Annotated in this window: 20 protein-coding genes, 2 pseudogenes and 1 riboswitch; of the genes and pseudogenes, 5 read left to right on the top strand and 17 right to left on the bottom strand. The window is 59.6% G+C overall.

Going from position 1 to position 17,315, the window contains the following annotated elements:
• Positions 1-15: 15 nt before the first annotated feature.
• The 7 genes and pseudogenes from ACUCCZ_RS06465 to ACUCCZ_RS06495 all read right to left on the bottom strand — a co-directional run bounded on the left by ACUCCZ_RS06465 (position 16) and on the right by ACUCCZ_RS06495 (position 5,037).
• Entirely contained in the window at positions 16-984 is a 969-nt protein-coding gene (locus ACUCCZ_RS06465) for an L-lactate dehydrogenase (RefSeq protein WP_435916763.1), read from the bottom strand.
• Positions 985-1,081: 97 nt separating this feature from the next.
• Positions 1,082-1,729, bottom strand: coding sequence for a thiamine phosphate synthase (gene thiE / locus ACUCCZ_RS06470; protein WP_435916764.1), 648 nt, complete (start codon positions 1,727-1,729; stop codon positions 1,082-1,084).
• On the bottom strand, positions 1,716-2,549 hold the full coding sequence (thiM, locus tag ACUCCZ_RS06475) for a hydroxyethylthiazole kinase (RefSeq protein WP_435916765.1): 834 nt from the start codon (positions 2,547-2,549) through the stop codon (positions 1,716-1,718). The genes thiE and thiM overlap by 14 nt, the downstream gene beginning before the upstream one ends.
• A riboswitch (TPP riboswitch) is annotated at positions 2,518-2,626 on the bottom strand. (Overlaps the previous gene by 32 nt.)
• Before the next feature lie 41 nt (positions 2,627-2,667).
• The gene (gene lpdA, locus ACUCCZ_RS06480; protein WP_462981533.1) at positions 2,668-4,014 is read right to left on the bottom strand and encodes a dihydrolipoyl dehydrogenase; all 1,347 of its coding nucleotides are present in this window, start codon (positions 4,012-4,014) and stop codon (positions 2,668-2,670) included.
• Positions 3,962-4,078 (bottom strand): annotated as a pseudogene (locus ACUCCZ_RS06485) (FAD-dependent oxidoreductase); the annotation flags it as partial. The pseudogene ACUCCZ_RS06485 and the gene lpdA, both read right to left, overlap by 53 nt.
• 10 nt (positions 4,079-4,088) lie before the next feature.
• Entirely contained in the window at positions 4,089-4,334 is a 246-nt protein-coding gene (locus tag ACUCCZ_RS06490) for a 2-oxo acid dehydrogenase subunit E2 (RefSeq protein WP_435916766.1), read from the bottom strand.
• Positions 4,246-5,037, bottom strand: coding sequence for a 2-oxo acid dehydrogenase subunit E2 (locus ACUCCZ_RS06495; RefSeq protein WP_435916767.1), 792 nt, complete (start codon positions 5,035-5,037; stop codon positions 4,246-4,248). The genes ACUCCZ_RS06490 and ACUCCZ_RS06495 overlap by 89 nt, the downstream gene beginning before the upstream one ends.
• On the opposite strand from ACUCCZ_RS06495, the gene ACUCCZ_RS06500 reads away from it, so the two are divergent.
• Both ACUCCZ_RS06500 and ACUCCZ_RS06505 read left to right on the top strand, forming a co-directional pair.
• Positions 4,963-5,469, top strand: coding sequence for a hypothetical protein (locus ACUCCZ_RS06500; protein WP_435916768.1), 507 nt, complete (start codon positions 4,963-4,965; stop codon positions 5,467-5,469). The two genes, ACUCCZ_RS06495 and ACUCCZ_RS06500, sit on opposite strands and share 75 nt — an antisense overlap.
• A 189-nt stretch (positions 5,470-5,658) precedes the next feature.
• Positions 5,659-7,023 (top strand): serine hydrolase domain-containing protein, encoded by a 1,365-nt coding sequence (locus tag ACUCCZ_RS06505; protein ID WP_435916769.1) that lies wholly within the window; start codon positions 5,659-5,661, stop codon positions 7,021-7,023.
• A gap of 4 nt (positions 7,024-7,027) precedes the next feature.
• On the opposite strand, the gene ACUCCZ_RS06510 is transcribed toward ACUCCZ_RS06505, so the two are convergent.
• The 6 genes from ACUCCZ_RS06510 to ACUCCZ_RS06535 form a co-directional block, all read right to left on the bottom strand.
• The gene (locus ACUCCZ_RS06510; protein ID WP_435916770.1) at positions 7,028-8,386 is read right to left on the bottom strand and encodes an MFS transporter; all 1,359 of its coding nucleotides are present in this window, start codon (positions 8,384-8,386) and stop codon (positions 7,028-7,030) included.
• A gap of 34 nt (positions 8,387-8,420) precedes the next feature.
• Entirely contained in the window at positions 8,421-9,371 is a 951-nt protein-coding gene (locus ACUCCZ_RS06515) for a sugar kinase (RefSeq protein WP_435916771.1), read from the bottom strand.
• Positions 9,368-10,036: an L-ribulose-5-phosphate 4-epimerase gene (locus ACUCCZ_RS06520; protein ID WP_435916772.1), complete on the bottom strand. Its 669-nt coding sequence runs from the start codon at positions 10,034-10,036 to the stop codon at positions 9,368-9,370. The genes ACUCCZ_RS06515 and ACUCCZ_RS06520 overlap by 4 nt, the downstream gene beginning before the upstream one ends.
• Before the next feature lie 89 nt (positions 10,037-10,125).
• Positions 10,126-11,013 (bottom strand): L-ribulose-5-phosphate 3-epimerase, encoded by an 888-nt coding sequence (locus ACUCCZ_RS06525; RefSeq protein ID WP_435916773.1) that lies wholly within the window; start codon positions 11,011-11,013, stop codon positions 10,126-10,128.
• Positions 11,010-11,663 (bottom strand): 3-keto-L-gulonate-6-phosphate decarboxylase UlaD, encoded by a 654-nt coding sequence (locus ACUCCZ_RS06530; protein ID WP_435916774.1) that lies wholly within the window; start codon positions 11,661-11,663, stop codon positions 11,010-11,012. Before ACUCCZ_RS06530 ends, ACUCCZ_RS06525 begins: the two co-directional genes overlap by 4 nt.
• A 5-nt stretch (positions 11,664-11,668) precedes the next feature.
• Positions 11,669-12,661, bottom strand: coding sequence for a phosphotriesterase family protein (locus ACUCCZ_RS06535; protein ID WP_435916775.1), 993 nt, complete (start codon positions 12,659-12,661; stop codon positions 11,669-11,671).
• Positions 12,662-12,841: 180 nt separating this feature from the next.
• On the opposite strand from ACUCCZ_RS06535, the gene ACUCCZ_RS06540 reads away from it, so the two are divergent.
• From ACUCCZ_RS06540 to ACUCCZ_RS06550, 3 genes and pseudogenes are all read left to right on the top strand, one after another.
• Positions 12,842-13,786: a sugar-binding transcriptional regulator gene (locus ACUCCZ_RS06540; RefSeq protein ID WP_435916777.1), complete on the top strand. Its 945-nt coding sequence runs from the start codon at positions 12,842-12,844 to the stop codon at positions 13,784-13,786.
• 273 nt (positions 13,787-14,059) lie between these two features.
• Positions 14,060-14,275 (top strand): hypothetical protein, encoded by a 216-nt coding sequence (locus ACUCCZ_RS06545; protein WP_435916778.1) that lies wholly within the window; start codon positions 14,060-14,062, stop codon positions 14,273-14,275.
• Positions 14,276-14,301: 26 nt separating this feature from the next.
• Positions 14,302-14,829: pseudogene (locus ACUCCZ_RS06550) on the top strand (Ldh family oxidoreductase).
• 45 nt (positions 14,830-14,874) lie between these two features.
• Here ACUCCZ_RS06550 and ACUCCZ_RS06555 read toward each other — a convergent pair.
• The 4 genes from ACUCCZ_RS06555 to ACUCCZ_RS06570 all read right to left on the bottom strand — a co-directional run bounded on the left by ACUCCZ_RS06555 (position 14,875) and on the right by ACUCCZ_RS06570 (position 17,315).
• Complete coding sequence (locus tag ACUCCZ_RS06555) at positions 14,875-15,063, bottom strand: hypothetical protein (RefSeq protein ID WP_435916779.1); 189 nt, start codon at positions 15,061-15,063, stop codon at positions 14,875-14,877.
• Positions 15,064-15,168: 105 nt separating this feature from the next.
• Positions 15,169-15,654, bottom strand: coding sequence for a PRD domain-containing protein (locus ACUCCZ_RS06560; RefSeq protein ID WP_435916780.1), 486 nt, complete (start codon positions 15,652-15,654; stop codon positions 15,169-15,171).
• A 22-nt stretch (positions 15,655-15,676) separates the two neighbouring features.
• Complete coding sequence (locus ACUCCZ_RS06565; RefSeq protein WP_435916781.1) at positions 15,677-16,570, bottom strand: YhfZ family protein; 894 nt, start codon at positions 16,568-16,570, stop codon at positions 15,677-15,679.
• 130 nt (positions 16,571-16,700) lie between these two features.
• A complete protein-coding gene (locus ACUCCZ_RS06570) occupies positions 16,701-17,315 on the bottom strand; it encodes a type I restriction endonuclease subunit R, EcoR124 family (RefSeq protein ID WP_435917042.1) in 615 nt (204 codons plus the stop codon).

The raw sequence follows: 17,315 nt of genomic DNA on the forward strand, positions 1-17,315 counted from the left end.
CAAATGGTCATCACTTCACGCGATGGATGACAAAGTGTCACGCAACCGTTCCGCTGAAGTCTTGAGAGACGCGATCTCCTCGGTATCCATGAGGACCGGAACAACCCCTTCGATGCCGTCGCGAGAGACGAGGCAGGGCATCGACAGTGCGACTCCTGAAATTCCGTGCACGTCGGTCACCACGCTCGACAACGGCAGGACGGAGCGGCCTGGGCGCAGCAGCGCCTCGGCCAGACGGGCGCCTGTCAAACCGATGGCATAGTTCGTCGCGCCCTTACCCTCAATAATCTTGTAGGCCGCGAAAGCCGCCTCATGAGCCAGGTCAGCCAGCACCTCCTCGGTGAACACCCACTCGCCGTCGACGGTCCAGTCGCGGATCGGTACACCGGAAATATTGGCTGTTGACCACAGCGGAAACTCCGAATCGCCGTGCTCACCCACGATAGTTGCGTGGACGTGACGCTGTTCCACGTTGGCCCATTGGCGAATGAGCCAACGCAGCCGCGAAGTGTCGAGCATGGTTCCGGTGGAAAAGACACGGTTGGCAGGCAGCCCAGTGGCTTCCTGGGCGACGACGGTGAGCACGTCGCACGGATTGGTCACCAGCACGAAAAGGGCATTCGGGGACTGTTCAACCAGTTGCGGCATGAGAGAGCGCAAGATATTGGCGTTGACGCCAGCGAGGTCCAGACGAGTCTGGCCTGGCTTTTGCCTGGCCCCGGCCGTGATGAAGACGACGTCAGAGTCGGCAGTGTCGTGAACGTCAGCGCCACCCATGACCGACGCAGGAGTGAACTGGGTGCCGTGGGCGAGATCTGCTACCTCAGCCTCGACCTTGTCCTTGGCGATGTCATAGAGGGCAACGAGGTCAGCTGATCCACGAATGAGGCAAGCGTAGGCCAGTGAAGAACCGACCGAACCAGCACCAACAACGGAAATTTTGGAGGCGCGACGGGTGGCGTCAAAAGTGCTCATGCTCATCATCTTAGGGTGCCTCGTGTCTGATGATGGATCCTGCGCACCGGGGCTGCTCATCTGAACAAGCTGTCAGCAAGGCTGGGCGGTTGTGCATGCCTTGAGGTCACCGCCCGTTCGCTCGGCGCCACGCCTGTGCGAGCTCCCGAGCGCTGGACTCGGGATCGGCGCTTCGACAAATTGCCGAGACCACGCTGAGGCCGTCACAGCCCATCCGGGCTACGTCCTGAGCATCACAGACAGTGACTCCCCCGATGACGCATACCGGCCACGGACTGACGTCGACGACAGCGCGTATCGCAGCCAGGCGGAGCTCCCCTGCCTCAGGTTTGGTTCCCGTGCTGTGCAAGGCCCCGACGCCCAAGTAGTCGACAACGTCACGGCCATGAGACAGCGCAGCCTCCACGTGAGCAGGGATCTGCGCGGACAAGCCGATCAGCAGATCGTCCCCGAGAATCTCTCGAGCCTGGGCTACCGGCATGTCGGACTGCCCGACATGGACGCCGTCCGCCCCGATGTCGGCGACCAGATGCACCCGGTCGTCAATGATGAGGGGTACGCCGCTGCACACATTCCGCACCCGTCTTCCTACGACGACGAATTCGTCGTCGGGCATATCGTGGTCGCGAAACTGAACCAGAGTCACTCCACCGGCGACAGCGCGCCGCACGGTCTCGACGACCGCGTCTGGACCACCGCATTGGGCGGTGTCTGTGACGAGGTACACCGACAGGTCGAAGTCAGGACGTGACATCGCGAAGCCCTCCCTGCGCGCCAACTTCATCGGGTGAGACCAGGAACAGTTCGTCGATGAGAGCCTGAGCGAATCCACCCGGACCCACACTGTGATCCGCCGCTCGTTCGGCAGCCACACACACCATGGCGGTTGCGGATGCAGCGGCAATGAGATGATCATTCTGGACGCCTGCAAAGGCCGCCGTGAGAGCCCCCAGCGAGCATCCGACGCCGGTCACTCGCGCCATCCATTCATGCCCCGATGACACGGTTACGTGCCGGTGCACGTCCATGATGTGATCGACGGGGCCACTGATGGCGACCACAGTGCCGTATGTGCGCACGAGATCAGCTGCGGATCCCAATGCGTCCTCGACGGCATCTCCGGCCTCCGGCCCTCGAGCAGACGCTCCTGTTCCGGCCAGTGTCAACACCTCGGAGGCGTTCGCCCTGATGACGGCTGGAGCGCCGACGCACAAAGCGTCCAGGGCGACTTGGGTACGCCATGGCATCCCGACTCCCACTGGGTCGAGCACCCAGGGTGTGTCACCACCTGCTGCGCCCCGCACGGCAGCAACCATGGCCTCGGCGGTCTCCCGGTACGGAGTACCAGTATTGACGAGCACGCCGTCAGCCACCGAGGCGAATCTCTCAGATTCCTCAGGGTTGTCGACCATGGCAGGAACCGCCCCCGCAGCCAACAACACATTCGCGGTGAAATTGGCAACCACGATGTTGGTCAAGCACTGCACCAGCGGCTTGTCCCGACGCAGCCGCTCCACGGACTCCGACACCAAATTCGACAACTCAGTCATGTCAACCACTCCCTTCGCCGGCATTACCCGGACAGGTTCAGGCGGTCGGCACCATCTCGGCACCCTCTCAGCCCTTGTGGTGGGCTCCCGCGTTGTTGTGGTCCACTTTAACGCCGAGCGGACACTTGGCCACACCAACATGTCAGTGGCCAGGTGGCCAAATGGAACGCCCCAGAGCCGCAAGCACCGACTCGTGCATCGCTTCAGATACCGTCGGGTGCGCGACGATCGCCTCAACCAGCGTCTCCGGCGTGGCCTCGAAAGCCTGGGCAACGGTGAAACCCTGGATCATCTCGGTGCCGTCAGGACCGACCATGTGCGCCCCCAGCAACTCACCGGTATCGATGTCGAAGATGGTCTTGACGAAACCGTCAGCCTCCCCCGGCGCAAGAGCTTTACCGTTACCTGACAAGGAAAATCGCCCCACCACAATGTTGGCTCCACTCTTCTTTGCCTCTTCCTCGGACACTCCGCCCGACGCCACCTGAGGTCGGGTGTAAATGCACCCGGGAACCCGGTCGCGTCGCAGGGGATGAGCCGACGAAACCCCGGCCAGATGCTCGACGCACACCACCGCTTCATGGCTGGCTTTGTGGGCAAGACATGGACCGCCTGTCACGTCACCCACTACATAGAGGCCGGCAACCGTGGTACGGCTCCACTCGTCGGCGACGATGAATCCGCGCCGGTCACGTTCGACACACAGCCCATCCAGGCCCAGCCCCTCGGTGTTCGGGGCGACTCCCGTGGCGACCAGTACCACGTCTGTCGTCACTGATTCCTCAGTTCCCTCCTTGGTGGTAAACGTCGTCACCCCATGGGCCGTCGCAACGTCCGACACATCCGTGTGCACACGGATACCCCGGGCACCAAAGTGATGCTCCATGAATGCGCAGACCTCGGGATCCTCAGTCGGGAGTATCCGTGGCAAGACTTCGAGCACCGTCACCTCGACCCCAAGATCGCAGTACAGGCTCGCGAACTCAACGTCAATTGCTCCCGACCCGATGACGAGCAGGGAGTCCGGCAGGGATGAGGGATGCAGGGCCTCGGTCGAGGTCCAGATCCGGTCGTCGTCAGGTGTCACCCCGGGAATCGACTTCGGTCGGGCACCGGTGGCGAGGATGATGTGGTCTCCGCGCAGGGTGCGAGTGCCGTCCTCGCCGTTGACCTCGACCGCCCCCTTGGCGGGAATGGCCGCAGTGCCGGTGATGATCTCGACGCCATTGGCCTTGAGCAACCCGCCGATTCCGGCGCGCAACTGGCCGATGACCGAGTCGGCGTGACCGACGAGGGCGTCGAGATCGATCCCCGTGAGCTCGGCTTTGATCCCTAGGCTGTCGGCCTGTCGGACAGCATGGGCGAGGTCTGCGCCATGGAGCATGGCCTTGGTGGGAATACAGCCACGGTTGGTGCAGGCGCCACCCAGTTCCCCCCTCGACGATGGCGGTGTCCAGGCCCAGCTGGGCGGCCCGGATCGCCGCAACATATCCCCCAGGGCCGGCCCCGATTACGATGACGTCGTGGCGTTCCGTGGCATTGCTGCTCGTCATGGTAACCACCTCAGACCAGCATCTGGGCCGGGGACTCCAGGATCTCCCGAGCCACCGAGATGAACTGAGCGGCCTTGGCCCCGTCGACGATGCGGTGATCGGAGGCCATCGTCAAGGTGACGACGGTCTTGACCTGCACCTCGCCGTCCACGACGACCGGGCACTCCTCACCGTCCCCCAGCGACAAGATCGCGACCTGCGGTGGGTTGATGATCGCGTCGAAGGAGGTGATGCCATACATGCCCAGGTTGGACACCGTGAAAGTGCCACCCTGGAACTCGTCGGGGCTGAGCGTGTGGGAAGCTGCGGACGGTCTGCCCGTCGAACTGCACGTTGACCTCGGGCATCCGCGTCAGCGCCACGGCTGCGGCCTTGACGATGAAGTCGTTGACCGAGACGTGGACGCCTGGGACCGAGTCATTGATCTGCTTGCGCAGGACCAGGACGTCGTCGAGGACGACGTCCTGGTTGACTCGGAAGTGCGGGGCCTCACGCACCGATCCCTGGAGGCGACGAGCAATGATCGAGCGCATCCCGGACAGGAGACTCTCGGTGGGTTCGTTGCTGGGCTGGGCCTCGGCCTGCGGGGTCCCGGTGGCCACCTGCTCCTCAAGGAGCGACAGCCGTTGAGCGGCCTCCTCGACGTCAGCCCGACAGACCCGGCCCCGGCTTCCGCTGGGACGGCGGTCGTGCAGGTTGACGCCGAGCTGTTCGGCGATGCGTCGGGCCACCGGGGTGGCTTCGACGGTGGAATCGTCAAGGGTGGACCTGACGACGAATCCGGATGTGCGTACCGACTTCGGCTCGAAAACGGTGCCGCCTGCGTTGCAGATCGCGGTGGTGACGTCGGCCAGGCTGACGACATTGGTTTCGTCCCAGGACGAGTGTGGGGAGAACGCGACGTCGACACCAACGGCATCGGCACCACCCTCGAGATCGGGGCTCCAGTCCACATCCATGCCGCTGAGCACTATCGCCTGCGTCAGCACCAATGGAGCTGCGCGGCATCCCCGGTGTTGGATCCCCGCACCTCACGCATCGTCAGAGCCATTGACTTGTCCTTCACCGCAGACAGTGCTTGTCCCACTGCGGTGGCACTGGCCTCGTCCTTGGCCCGGCAGGCCGAGTTCGCCTTACGAGCCGCACATCTACGCAGATTGGAAAAGTTGCATCACACCACCAACCGATTACGGATTCGAGGGCCGTGGGTGCTCGTCGACCGGTGGGGGCGGGTGGCTGACAGTTCTGGTGTCACGGTCGCAGACCGTCTACCAGTACCTGAGGCCCCGGCCCGCGGTATGGTCGTCAGTGGGCAAGGAGCGACCCGGTTGGAGCCGGTGGACGGTAGGTGGTTGCCTCTTCCTCGGGGTGACCATCCACGGAAGGGATGACGCAGACACTTCGGTACGGGCCGAGATCCACAGAATCCGCTCCCGTATCGCCTTGCGCCAGGGGTCAAGGTGTCCGACGCGCCCAGTACTCGTGCCTCCGCGTGATCCGAAGCCGAGACCGGAAACGGCCTTGTCCAGTAATACAAGAAGCCGGCCTCCCGACGAAGTCTCAAGTGACACAATGCCGCCATGACTTCCCATCTTGACCCTGTCGTTGACGTTCTCGATGCTGCGTCGTCAGAAGCTGCCGATAGTGGAACCTTGTTGTCCTGGGCAGCCGTTGACGACAGTGAGGTGCGATGTAACGACACTGACGATCACGTCTACAGCATTGCGTCGATGTCGAAATCGTTTACCGCTGCCAGCGTCCTCGGGATCTGTCACGGGCTCATTGACGTGGCTTCTCGACGGCCCAGTCTTGACGACACGCTGAAAACGTGGATCCCACGGCTTCAGCCGCCAGTGGCGGACGCGACGATCCGTGACGCCTTGACGATGTCGACCGGCTTGCCACCCGATGATCCTTGGGCAGACCGTCAGCAGGCCATGCCCCGAGACGAGTTCGAGGCTCTGTTGGGCGAGCCGTTGCTCACGACTTTTGCCCCGGGTACGGGTTATGCGTACTCAAACCTCGATTATGCCATCCTCGGACACATCGTCGAACAGGCCACCGGGCGGTCTTTCCTCGACGTGGTCACGACTGCCTTGCTCGACCGGGTAGGAATGACGCAGTCTTACCTCGACGTCGCGCAGGTGCCCGAGGAAAAGCTCGCCCCGGGTCTCGGCAGAGATGGCAGCATCCAGCCGTTGCTCGGGCCCGGAACCTTCTCCCCCATTGGCGGCCTCATCTGTTCAGCCAAAGATGTTGGTGTCTGGGTCAGTCGCTTCATCACTGCCTGGTCGGGTGACGACGGCTGGGATCGGGTCTTGCGTGACATGCAGCAGATCCAGCGGTATTTCACGAGCTACGGCCCAGTCACCGAAGGATACGGATATGGCCTTCACGTCGCTGTCACGGGACAGGAACATGTCGTCTATCACTGTGGCGGATATCCCGGTTATGGATCGACGATGATGTGGCATCCGCGGTCCGGGGTCGGCGTCGTCGTGCTTGCCAACCAGACATATCACCCGGCCATCCGCGTGGCGGCGCACGCCTTGGAGACCGTCGCTCCTGGGGCTGCCGATCTGCTGCTGCCCTCACAGGCCAAGGATCGTAAGGCCTGTGACGCCGTCCATCCCTCGCCGATGAGCCCGCTGGTGCGGGACCGACTGTCCCATGTTGAGCGCGTCATTCGCGAATGGTCGCAACCCATCGTTGATCATGAATGGAGTCCAACTGTGGCGATGGATCTGCCGCTGGATCAACGTAAGGAAGCGTTCGCGGAGGCCGTCAAGGCCACTGGGGAGTCATCCGACGCCGCTGTCAGCATCGTCGAGGTCACCCCGAATCGTTCGATCTGGCGGGTCGAGGGCCCCCTGGCTACCCGGCAGGTCACAGCGTCAGTTAACCCATTGGGTCAGGTACAGGCCCTCGACGTCAGGATCGTCTGATTGGTCAAATTGTGTCGAGTGAGGTGCCTCGAGTTTCGCGGGCGAACGTATATGTCAGACCGCCGATAACGAGCAGCACAGTGAACAAGATGAACGCCGGGAAGACCGCATCCAAGGTGACATTCTGTTTGACCGCAGATCCGCCCACCATCAGCCCCATAAGCGCTGGTCCGATGATTTTGGCAGTCGCACCGATGCCGTAACCGAGTCCCAGACCGGTGGAGCGTGCTTCGTTGGGAAATTGCTCGGCGCCAAAGGCATTCAGAATGCCGAAAGCTCCGTCACCGAAGGCCATTGCAATAAGTACGCCGGCGAAGAAGACCTGCCAACCCCAATCCAAATGAGCCGAAAGCGCGACGATCAGAGTTCCAGTGGCACCGATGAGACCGAATGACAGCATCGTGATCCTCCGACCGATGCGGTCGGCCAGCCATGCTGAAAGAAAGCGCCCGATGAGATCAGCCAAAGAGACGAACATAAACAGGGTCCCAACTTGCTCTGCAGACTTGCCAAACCCAGTCTTGAGGAGGGTCTGACCCCACGACTGAATCGTGAATGACCCCAGAATGAAGCAGAAGGATCCCAAACTGACAATGAGGAGGCTCTTACGATACTTGCCGAAGACAAGTGAGTACGAAGCGTCTTGGACGTGCTCTACGGACGGCAGATCTCCAATGTCGTCAGCCGGTATCTCCAGCGCCCATGCCAGAGCCTCACGAGCTTCCTTTTCTCGCCCATGACTCTGCAAAAATCTTGGCGACTCGGGAACAAGGCGAATCCACACAAGCAGGAAGACGGGAATGGCACCTAGCGCGATGAGAGCACGCCAATTATCTCCCAAGGCATTTTGCGCAAGTGACCCCAGAAAAAGACCTAGCGGGATGAACACCGACGCCAATCCAGCAAGAAGGCCACGCTGTTTAGCTGGCACAAACTCCTGAACATACGGAATCGACGTGATATTGAGACCGCCAACACCTATCCCCACGCCGATACGCAATATGGCGAGCATAACCCAGCCGCGATCTGGAGTGAACACTGATATGACGGTGAATGCAACAAACATGAGGACGCACCAAAAAAACGATGAACGGCGTCCAATTTTGTCCGCGAGGCGTCCCCACATGATAGCACCGATGACCGTACCCAGGCCAGAACAAGCGAGGATGACGCCCGCCTCAGTGCCGGTCAAATCCCATGGCTTAGTGAGGACGGATACGACAAAACCAATAAGAAAGATATCGAAGAACTCGGAAATATTTCCGACGATAGCAAGGGCGACAAGATTCTTCTGATTGCGCGTCAAGGGACGCGAGTCTATAAGATCTAAGGCTGATTGCTTGGATGCTGTAGAAGTGGACATGTAGGTGTATCTCCTGTCTGCGCCACGATTATTGTCAACGCAGGATGTCTGTGTTCGAAGGAATATTGAGCTCACTGGGGCTCACACGAGTCAAATCACCGTAATGAGTCAGGGCGTAAGCAGATGTCCGCTGCCCGTAATAGATTCCCTGGACCACATCACCTGCAAGATACCCGTGCAATGTTCCTGCAACAAAGGAGTCTCCTGCACCTGGACGGTCGACGACAGGCACCTGAACCACTGGGAAGGTGTGGTCACCGCGCTCGTCGTCGGATAGATAGACACCGCTGATCTGGTCAGTCGACACAACCGTCGGAGCTCCGAACAATTCGCGCAGATCGTGGCATGCCTGTTCCCCGTCGGATTCAATTCCGAATACCGCCCTGCCATCACGCACTGAGCAAAAGACGATATCCGATATGTGAGCAATGGGCTCGAGCACCTCTCGGGCCCGCCTCGACTCCCACAGCAGGGAACGATAATTGACGTCAAGTGCGACGGCTATTCCACGGCAATGGGCTTCCTCGACGAAATGGCTCACGACAGCAGCTGTATTCTCGGTCAGAGCAGCCGTAATGCCAGTCACGAAAACCAGTTTCGTGTCGAGCATGGCATCCCACTCGAGATCCTCGACACGGACGTCACGAAACGGAGTGTGCTCGCGGTCGTAGAGTACACGCGCTGGCATCGGATATTCACCGGGCTCCATGAAGTACAGTGCGACGCGTCCCTCGGGCTTGATGCAGATGTGGGAGACATCGACACCAACACTGCGAAACTCGTTGACAACCCGGTCAGTCAGATCGCCCTTTGGCATAACAGATGTCCAGCAGGCGTCGCGGCCGAGCTGGGACAGCAAGCCTGCAACGTTGGCTTCGGAGCAGGCAGCGGTGGCGCGTAGCTGCTGGGCATTGACCAGCCGTTCTCCCTTGTAGCAGGTGAGTCGGATCTGCCCTTCACCAATAGTCGAGATGTCGTAAGTCATGCCGTCACTCCCTGGGACGCAGCTGCGGTGCCGTAGCGATTGGTGTACCGGTCATGGTTGGAGTCAATCTCCGACTGTGGGAGTGGGGAGATCTCGCCGATGAGCTTGGCAAAAGTCAAGGTCCGGGCTACGTCCTCGACCATAACGGCCGCCTTGACAGCCTTCTCAATGGAAGTGCCGACGGTAAAAACACCGTGTTTCTTGAGTAGCACGGCTGGGGATTCGTCGATGAACCGTACAATTTGCTCACCTATCTGCTCAGTGCCGATCTGAGCGTAATCTCCACACGGGACCCGCCCACCGAACTCGTCGGCGACGGCGGTCATAGCGCAGGGTATGTCCTGGCCTGTGGCCGCCCAGGCGGTAGCGAAGGTGGAGTGAGTGTGAATGATGCTGCGGACATCGTCATGGCGACGGTAGACGTACAGGTGCGAAGCGGTGTCCGAAGATGGCCCGCGATGTCCGTCGACGACTTTTCCGTCGAGGTCGACGACGACCATGTCGTCAGGCATCATGTCGTCGTACAGCATTCCGGAGGGCTTGATGACCACCAGGCCAGTCTCGGGGTCTCGCGCAGATAAATTGCCTGAGGTCCAAGTCACCAGGCCATGTCGGGGCAATTCTAGGTTGCCCTCGCAAACGTCTTTCTTGAGCTTTTCGAGCATCGAACGTTCTCCTTTGAACAGCGGTTTAGAAATTTCTTGGGGTTGGGGTCAGTCAACCCAGGATTCAAGCCGGTGCGACCGGTCCCGAATCAGGCCAGGGTACGACAAACCGGGATTCCAGCGATTCGAAGATGTTCCTCGATGAACTCACGCGCCGACGCACTGCGATCGTTGGAATCGGGGGCATCGTCGTTCCACATCTCGATCATCATTCGGCCGCGCCAGCCCTGCTTGGCAAGGATGGCGAAGGCATCGTCCCAGTCAACGGTCCCCTCCCCCATCGGTACCCGTCGAGGCTCGCCAGGCCGGACATCCTTGACGTGGATCGCGACCATATGGCCGCGTCCAGCCCCGAGTTCGGTGGCAGCGTCGAGCTGTTGCTCAGCAATGTTGCCGAGGTCGGGGTACACCTGCAGGCACGGTGAGTCGGCGAGCTTGACGAACTCCATGGCCTTGCGGATCGAGGTGACGTCGGTGCCGTCAACGTTTTCGATACCCATCACGACCCCCAGCCGTGCAGCCATTGGGACGGCGTCGAGCAGAAGATCGGTGTACCACTGCTCAGACTGATCGTTCATCTGCTCGTAGTAGCAGTAGTATCCCGCCACCTGAAGCACAGGCACTCCGAGATCGTGGCACAGCTGCAACCCTTCGGCCATCACTTCGCGGGCGCGTTGACGCACCGTGGGGTCGGCGCTACCGGGACCAATGCGCCTGTGCACTGACAAGCAGATACCACCGATCGTAGTCCCTGTTTCCTCGATGCAGTGGCGCACCATACGACGCTGGTTCTGATCCCATTCAAGCCGTGCGGTTCGTTCTTCGGTTTCATCGATCGATAGGTCGACGAAACTGAAGCCGGACTCAGGCACCTGGATAAGGAAGCGACGCCAGTCGTCGGCAGTCTCAAGCGGGTTGCCAACGAGGGCCTTCTCGTAGATGCCGAGGGTCACTCCGTCTGACAGGGGCTCAATCATTTCGGCCACACCTCGTCCAGGGTGGAGCGTAGCTGCTGTGCCGCAGCCTTTGGGTCGTGGACGTCGACGATTGAACGACCAGCGATCACAATGCCGACCGGATGGCTAGCAAAAACCGGGAGGTCCTTGGGAGTGATGCCTCCAGTGACGGTGACCGTGAATCCCATCTCAGCGAGTTCGTCGACCCGTCCGAGATCCTCTGGCTTCCAGGAGAGGTCTCCGGCGGCCTCACGGTCGCGGGAACGCTTGACGATGACATGCTCAACGCCCAGCTCACGCCAGCGGCGGGCACGATCAGCGTCGTACCACTCGTCGGCGAGCTCGACCTGAACTTCGCCACCGAACTCCTCTGCCACCTTGCACACCTGGTCGATGGTGGTCAGAGATGCCCCGGCGACACAGGAGACGAGATCAGCTCCGGCTTTGAAACACATCCGGGCGATCTTGGCCCCAGCCTCGGCGATGCGGACATCGGCGAGAATGGTCTTGTCGGGGTAGGCCGCCCGAATGGCGCGCACCACGCCCATGCCCTCGGCGAGAACCAGGATAGTGCCGCACTCAATGATGTCGACGTCATCAGAGACCTTAGCCAACGGGGCGATTGCCGATGGCAGGTCGAATGTGTCAAGAGCGATTTGAAGGCGTGGCATTGCCGTCACCCAGCCAGCGGCTCGAAGCCGAAGAAGGCGGCGGCGTTGTTGATAAGCAGGTCGTCAACGTAGCTGCGGTCAACACCTTCGTCCTCGACCAGGCGCGGGGCAAAGACGGCGGGATCATAGTCGATACCCGAAACCGAACCGTAAACCTTCTGGTACGAGGCCTTGCCGGAATCAGTGCCCAGGAGGATCTGCTTGCCGTAGCCTTTCTCACCAAGGGTCTTGATGAGGTTGACGCGGGTGTTGTCGGGCACGTACTTGATACGGTTGGTGCCGTCGAGTTCAACGTAGCAGCCGAGCTTGCAGATCTGCTCGTGGACCCACGGATCCCAGTTACGCTGCATGTGGCCGATGGCGATCTTGGCGGGATCGACGCCTTGGTCGACGAGGTAGCGAGCCTGCTCGGGGCCACAGGTGCCGGCGGTGACGTGGGTGTTGATGGGGCAGCCAGTCTCCTTGGAGGCGATAGCGACAGCCTTACCGGACTTCTTCTCCCATTCGGTGATCTTGCCGTACGCGGTAGCCCACTTGATGACGCCGGCCTTCACCTTGGTGCGCTCAACGATCGGGCCCATATAGTCGAAACGGTCGATGCCCTCGACAATATCGGCGATCAGCAAATCCGCGATCTGGTTGACGGTGTACTGGTTGACCCAGCTCTGACGCCACTCAAGGTAGACCTTCTGCTGGTGAAATCCGGTGGCCTGGACGACCTGGAGGCCTGGGACCTTCTCGACAACTTCAAGGGTCTTGAGCACACCGCGACCCGAGGATGCGGGGCACATGTCGACGACCGTGGCGCCGTCGGCCCAGCTCATGGAAGCTTCGACGAAGTAGGTGGCCTCTTGAGCGGCCTTGTCGACGTCGTCGAGCAGGTGGTCAGGATCGATGTAGACCTCACCGGCGCCAACACGGATGAGGTGGTCGTGGGCGTTGACGACGCCAAGCGTATCGGGTGAAACGTCGCCAGTGATGGTACGAACGACGGCCATTGGGGTGATTCCTCTCTCACGACTGTGTGACGAGAACCATTCAGCCGTCAGCCCGACATCCTTCGCAAGGCCATGGACTCACATATGTGAATTCACTAAGCGCTAAACCGCCAGTAAGATGGCCTAACACCGCGTTTCAGCGGGGCTTCTAGCATAAAGATTCACATTTGTGAGATACATATGAATGACCGCGAACACATCCAGACCCTACTGACCGTGGCAAAGCGATACTGGTTGGAAGAAGCAACTCAGGCCGAGATCGCTGATGAGATCGGCTACTCCCGATCAATGGTGTCGCGCCTACTCGACGAAGCGCGGCGTCGTGGAATCATCACGTTTACCGTGCAGCACCCGTTACAACGAGCACTTGAGTTGGAACAGGACCTGACGCGCACCTTCGGATTAGCGTGCGCGCGCGTAGCCATGTCAGATGACGACTCTGCGGCTCACGAGGTATCACGGATGGCTTCCGATCTCGTGACTACATATATGCACCCGGACTCGGTCATCGCACTGTCGAATGGGCGTGGAGTAGCTTCGGTGGTGCGCGCCATGACCCCGACACGTCATCCTGAAGCGACAGTGGTCCAGGCAATCGGGGGGACAGCGCGGGGGAATCTACTCCTAGACTCCCCCGAACTGTGTCGTCAACTGGCGGAGCGACTTGGCTGCGCTTACCGAGTGATGCCCGCGCCAGTGTTGGTATCGAATCCGCAAGTAGCAGCGGCTTTAAAGGCGGAGAAGTCCATTGGAATGACAATCGCTATGGCCTCCCACGCCGACATCCTGGTGACGGGGGTAGGCGCGGTCGGAGTGAATTCAGTGGCACCGATTTTCGATCACGTGATGCCCGAACGAACTCACGCCGAGTTGTTGTCGCGGGGAGCGGTCGGCCACATCTGTGGGCACCACATCAATGCTCAGGGCCGTCATGTCGATGCGGACTTCTGCCACGGGTTGATGACGATACCGATCGACCGGATCCCGTCAATCACCCACGTCATCGTCAGTGCTTTCGGAGCTGAAAAGGTGCCAGCTTTATCGGCGATCCTTCGAACCCATCTGGTAACGGATCTGGTAACTGACATCGCAACTGCGAAAGCCGTGCTGGATCATCGCGGCTGAGGTTGGGGTAACTAACGCACTGTTACTGTCGGAAGTATCTCAAGCCGAGGAGGATTCCTGTGGCCCCTGGCCTCACCATCACCACAGACGAGCTCGTCGCGGCCATTGCCAAATGCCGGTCGACACTGGAACATGTGTGGGGGTGGCTCAGGTGTTGGCCACAAACTGTGCATCATGTGAGCGGGATGGCACAACTAGTCACGGAGTGGTTCAAGGTCTCGGAATACGTAAAACAGTCGGACTGACAGGACCGTCACCAGCGGAGCGCACTACGTGGGCCCGCTGTACCTGCGTATTGACGGCCACAACAGTTTCGCCCAGCCCACGGCGACTGCCACCGAAGTGACCACCAAGCGGATGCCCACCGGAGCCGGTGCCGCGATCGTTGCCGGCCATGACGCCCACCACTTCAGTGCCCTCTGGCCCAGTCTCGAGCCGTGGGCTTATAAGGGGTTCATCGGCTTAGGAATGGTCACCAGCTGGCGGTAGCGGCCAAGGGCACAACCGAGGCCGCTATGAGCACTAACCCCATCGCTTTTGCGACGCCGCTACCCGGCCAGGACCCGCTCGTCTTCGACTTTGCGACTTCCTCAATTTCTCACGAGGACCTGCAGCCCATGGCTCACACGGATCAGACGCCCCGGAACCGGTATTGACACCGCGGATAAGGAGACCGACGATCCGTCTGAGATTCTTGAGAAGGGCAACATCCTGCCCCCTTCGATGAGCACAAAGGAACTCTCATCGCCATGATGATCGAGATGACGGCAACTGGATTGACGGGTACAGGGTTTTCCTATCAGGTAGCCGCAGAAGCCCCAGAAGGCGTGTCGACCTTCCGCACCGGCCAGCTGTATATCTTATTGGATCCGACCCGAGACGGGAATGACGCCTATGCCGACCGGATCAGCGAGTTCGTCGAGATACTGGAGCAGGCCGGGTGGGATCACATCCCGGCCCGCAGCAGGCATCGCCGTCGTGACAAGGCGATGGAGAAAGGGATCCTGGTTACTAACGAGCTCGCAGCTTTGCTGGAGAAGTGAACGAAACGCTCCCAGGCAGTCACCACAGCTGATGACATGACGTCGTCACCCCGTCGAAGCCGACTGAAAGGAGGTCATCCACGACAGCCCGGGAACGAATGAATCCCCGGCGAGAAGAGTGCGCTTCGGCTCGCTGTTCCGCACGGCGTGATAGGCACCCTTGGCCATCGGTCCGGGAAGAATCTCGACGGCATCCGTCCGCAGCTTTTCCAGGATTCGAAGAGCTGTCTTCAAGGCAATTGAATCCAGTAGAAAAACTCTGAAAATTGTGTTGAGTCCTCATTTTTGCGCAGTTTCGATCACCCGGGCATTCGCGCTGATGACCGTGTCGACGCCGCACTATTCCTTGAGGAATGACAGGCCCGCCGAATTCGGATGAAGGCCGGACATCATGTCGGCATGCACCACGACTTTCTTCCCTGCCGTCAACACGTCATGGGCAGCCGACATCACAGTATCGAGGGCCACGTCAGTGAGTAGAACGTTATGAAGTGTTACGTACTGTTTTTCGCTATCCGGAAGCGTAAGACCAATCCACTCCTCGATTGAGTTCACGATGCGAGCCGCTTCTGGCTCTGCATTGGGAACTTGGGATTTAATTTCGGTCATCAGCTCATAGCCTGGGCCATCAGTTAGGGAATTTCCTTTGTGAATACGATCGAGCGACGCAACTACATGCGACACCAGCAGCCCCACCGATTCATTGTCCAACTTGTCGTCATCCACCACGTCGCGGATCGCGGTTTCTACCGCATCTATCCACTCTGTTGGCAGAGTAGACGTCTCTCTAATGATTTCGAAACGACATTTAAATTGTTCAGCCATGTAATTCTCGCAAAAATTGGTTTTAGTATCTTGGCATCGTCTGGTGTGCCATTACTGCCCTCACTACAGATATGATGTCTTCGCTACCAAGGACCTTCAATACATCATCCCCAATCGCATCAGAACTGTCCCACTTGACCAGCACGGCGTTTGTGTTTCCAATTCCTTCAAGTTCAGGCATTGGAACTATCACTACATCTGACGGCAGTTTTGAACGAGCTTCATCGGCGTTCCATATGGTGGCGTCGAAGAGATCGCCCTCAAACCCACGAGATAGCTGGTTGTACGTTGTCTCAACTACCATGTCATCGCGGAGCCGAGGGAACGCCTTCCTTGCAAGAAATATCTGGTCGGGAGACGATGGGTCAACGGCGACTCTCAAGTGAGGATCTTGAATGTCACGACCGTTCTTCATCATGATCTGATGCGATCCAACATACGTCCCTGGACCGAAGTCCCTAATGACTTCGAGATGCGGGTTCTCGCTGGATGCCATTTTTGACATCACCGCGAGGTCGATTCGCTCGTCGCGGAGGAGGTTAATGCGTTCATATGCTCCTCGGACATACGGGAGACTAAGAGGAACACCAGCATCCTCAAAGGCGGCATGGAATCCCGTCGCTAATGCTTCATATCGAAGGGTGTAGGGCAATGGCATCGCGATGACGAACGTGCCCCTTCCCGAGATGTCCCACAGAGCGGCTTTGTCGATCTTGGTCACATAGGTACCAAGATGACCGTGGGTCTCCACTCTTAACGCATCCACCTCCGCGAGCACGCCGAGCGCGGCTTGGATCGTTCCTTTTCCGTAGCCGTAACGACTTGCGAGGTCCTGCATCGTCGGGATCTGGTCACCAACTTGTAGGCCCCCAAGGTCGCGTGACAACAGCATCGCGGCCTTGCCAACCCTCGTCATCAGTGCCCCTAGACGTGTCATACAGAGGACAATAGTCAAAAATCTGGATATTGACTGTAGGTGTCCGCACTTCGATCACTGAGGATGATCGGAGACCTCTGTAGGTCAGACGCCGGAAGGATCCGACACGTCAGTCATCGCACTGTAGTCCTGTGCCCCGAGGCCGTAACCGGTACCTCGATGACCGGTTGGAAGATGAGACACCGGGCACCATCAATGTCGCCGCGCGTGGCGGAGGATCCTCAGTCCTCCAACTCCTCACCAAGCCCCAGCCCACGGAACCGCTCAACAATTCCCCCAAGGCCTTGATCACTCGGTTCTTCTTCTCGGCGTGAGGGTTCCCGCCAGACCTGCCTGCACCGCCAAACTGCGACATCGGCCTCATGACCTCGATGATTCCGGTTCCGGTGGTCTGCACCTCTCCGTCGCGGAAGGCATTGCCCATGAAGTTACGCGTCTCTTCAGGGCGCAGGTCCTCATCCCGGATGATCTCGTCGAGCTCTTGGTTCCGTTTTGTGGTGATGAAGCGTCCCCATTGTGAATCAACGGCCTCGTCAACGCTCATGATCGCAACGAATTCTTCGACGAGATCCTTCATGTTGGGTAGGTTCGGGTTGGCGTTAATGGCACGGTAAATGGTCGGGGTCAGTTCGACATCCTCGCCATCACCACACTCCTTGCGGTGCTCCTCGACAAGCATGAGGATGTAATCGACGTTGACGGGGACCTGCTTAATGAGCTCAAT

Source organism: Cutibacterium nasicola (genome assembly GCF_052654715.2).

Excerpts from the sequence above, each read along its gene's own strand:
- ACUCCZ_RS06465 (WP_435916763.1), bottom strand. The coding sequence starts at position 984 with ATGATGAGCATGAGCACTTTTGACGCCACCCGTCGCGCCTCCAAAATT.
- thiE (WP_435916764.1), bottom strand. The coding sequence starts at position 1,729 with ATGTCACGTCCTGACTTCGACCTGTCGGTGTACCTCGTCACAGACACC.
- thiM (WP_435916765.1), bottom strand. The coding sequence starts at position 2,549 with ATGCCGGCGAAGGGAGTGGTTGACATGACTGAGTTGTCGAATTTGGTG.
- lpdA (WP_462981533.1), bottom strand. The coding sequence starts at position 4,014 with ATGTTGCGGCGATCCGGGCCGCCCAGCTGGGCCTGGACACCGCCATCG.
- ACUCCZ_RS06495 (WP_435916767.1), bottom strand. The coding sequence starts at position 5,037 with ATGGATGTGGACTGGAGCCCCGATCTCGAGGGTGGTGCCGATGCCGTT.
- ACUCCZ_RS06505 (WP_435916769.1), top strand. The coding sequence starts at position 5,659 with ATGACTTCCCATCTTGACCCTGTCGTTGACGTTCTCGATGCTGCGTCG.
- ACUCCZ_RS06510 (WP_435916770.1), bottom strand. The coding sequence starts at position 8,386 with ATGTCCACTTCTACAGCATCCAAGCAATCAGCCTTAGATCTTATAGAC.
- ACUCCZ_RS06515 (WP_435916771.1), bottom strand. The coding sequence starts at position 9,371 with ATGACTTACGACATCTCGACTATTGGTGAAGGGCAGATCCGACTCACC.
- ACUCCZ_RS06520 (WP_435916772.1), bottom strand. The coding sequence starts at position 10,036 with ATGCTCGAAAAGCTCAAGAAAGACGTTTGCGAGGGCAACCTAGAATTG.
- ACUCCZ_RS06525 (WP_435916773.1), bottom strand. The coding sequence starts at position 11,013 with ATGATTGAGCCCCTGTCAGACGGAGTGACCCTCGGCATCTACGAGAAG.
- ACUCCZ_RS06530 (WP_435916774.1), bottom strand. The coding sequence starts at position 11,663 with ATGCCACGCCTTCAAATCGCTCTTGACACATTCGACCTGCCATCGGCA.
- ACUCCZ_RS06535 (WP_435916775.1), bottom strand. The coding sequence starts at position 12,661 with ATGGCCGTCGTTCGTACCATCACTGGCGACGTTTCACCCGATACGCTT.
- ACUCCZ_RS06540 (WP_435916777.1), top strand. The coding sequence starts at position 12,842 with ATGAATGACCGCGAACACATCCAGACCCTACTGACCGTGGCAAAGCGA.
- ACUCCZ_RS06560 (WP_435916780.1), bottom strand. The coding sequence starts at position 15,654 with ATGGCTGAACAATTTAAATGTCGTTTCGAAATCATTAGAGAGACGTCT.
- ACUCCZ_RS06565 (WP_435916781.1), bottom strand. The coding sequence starts at position 16,570 with ATGACGAGGGTTGGCAAGGCCGCGATGCTGTTGTCACGCGACCTTGGG.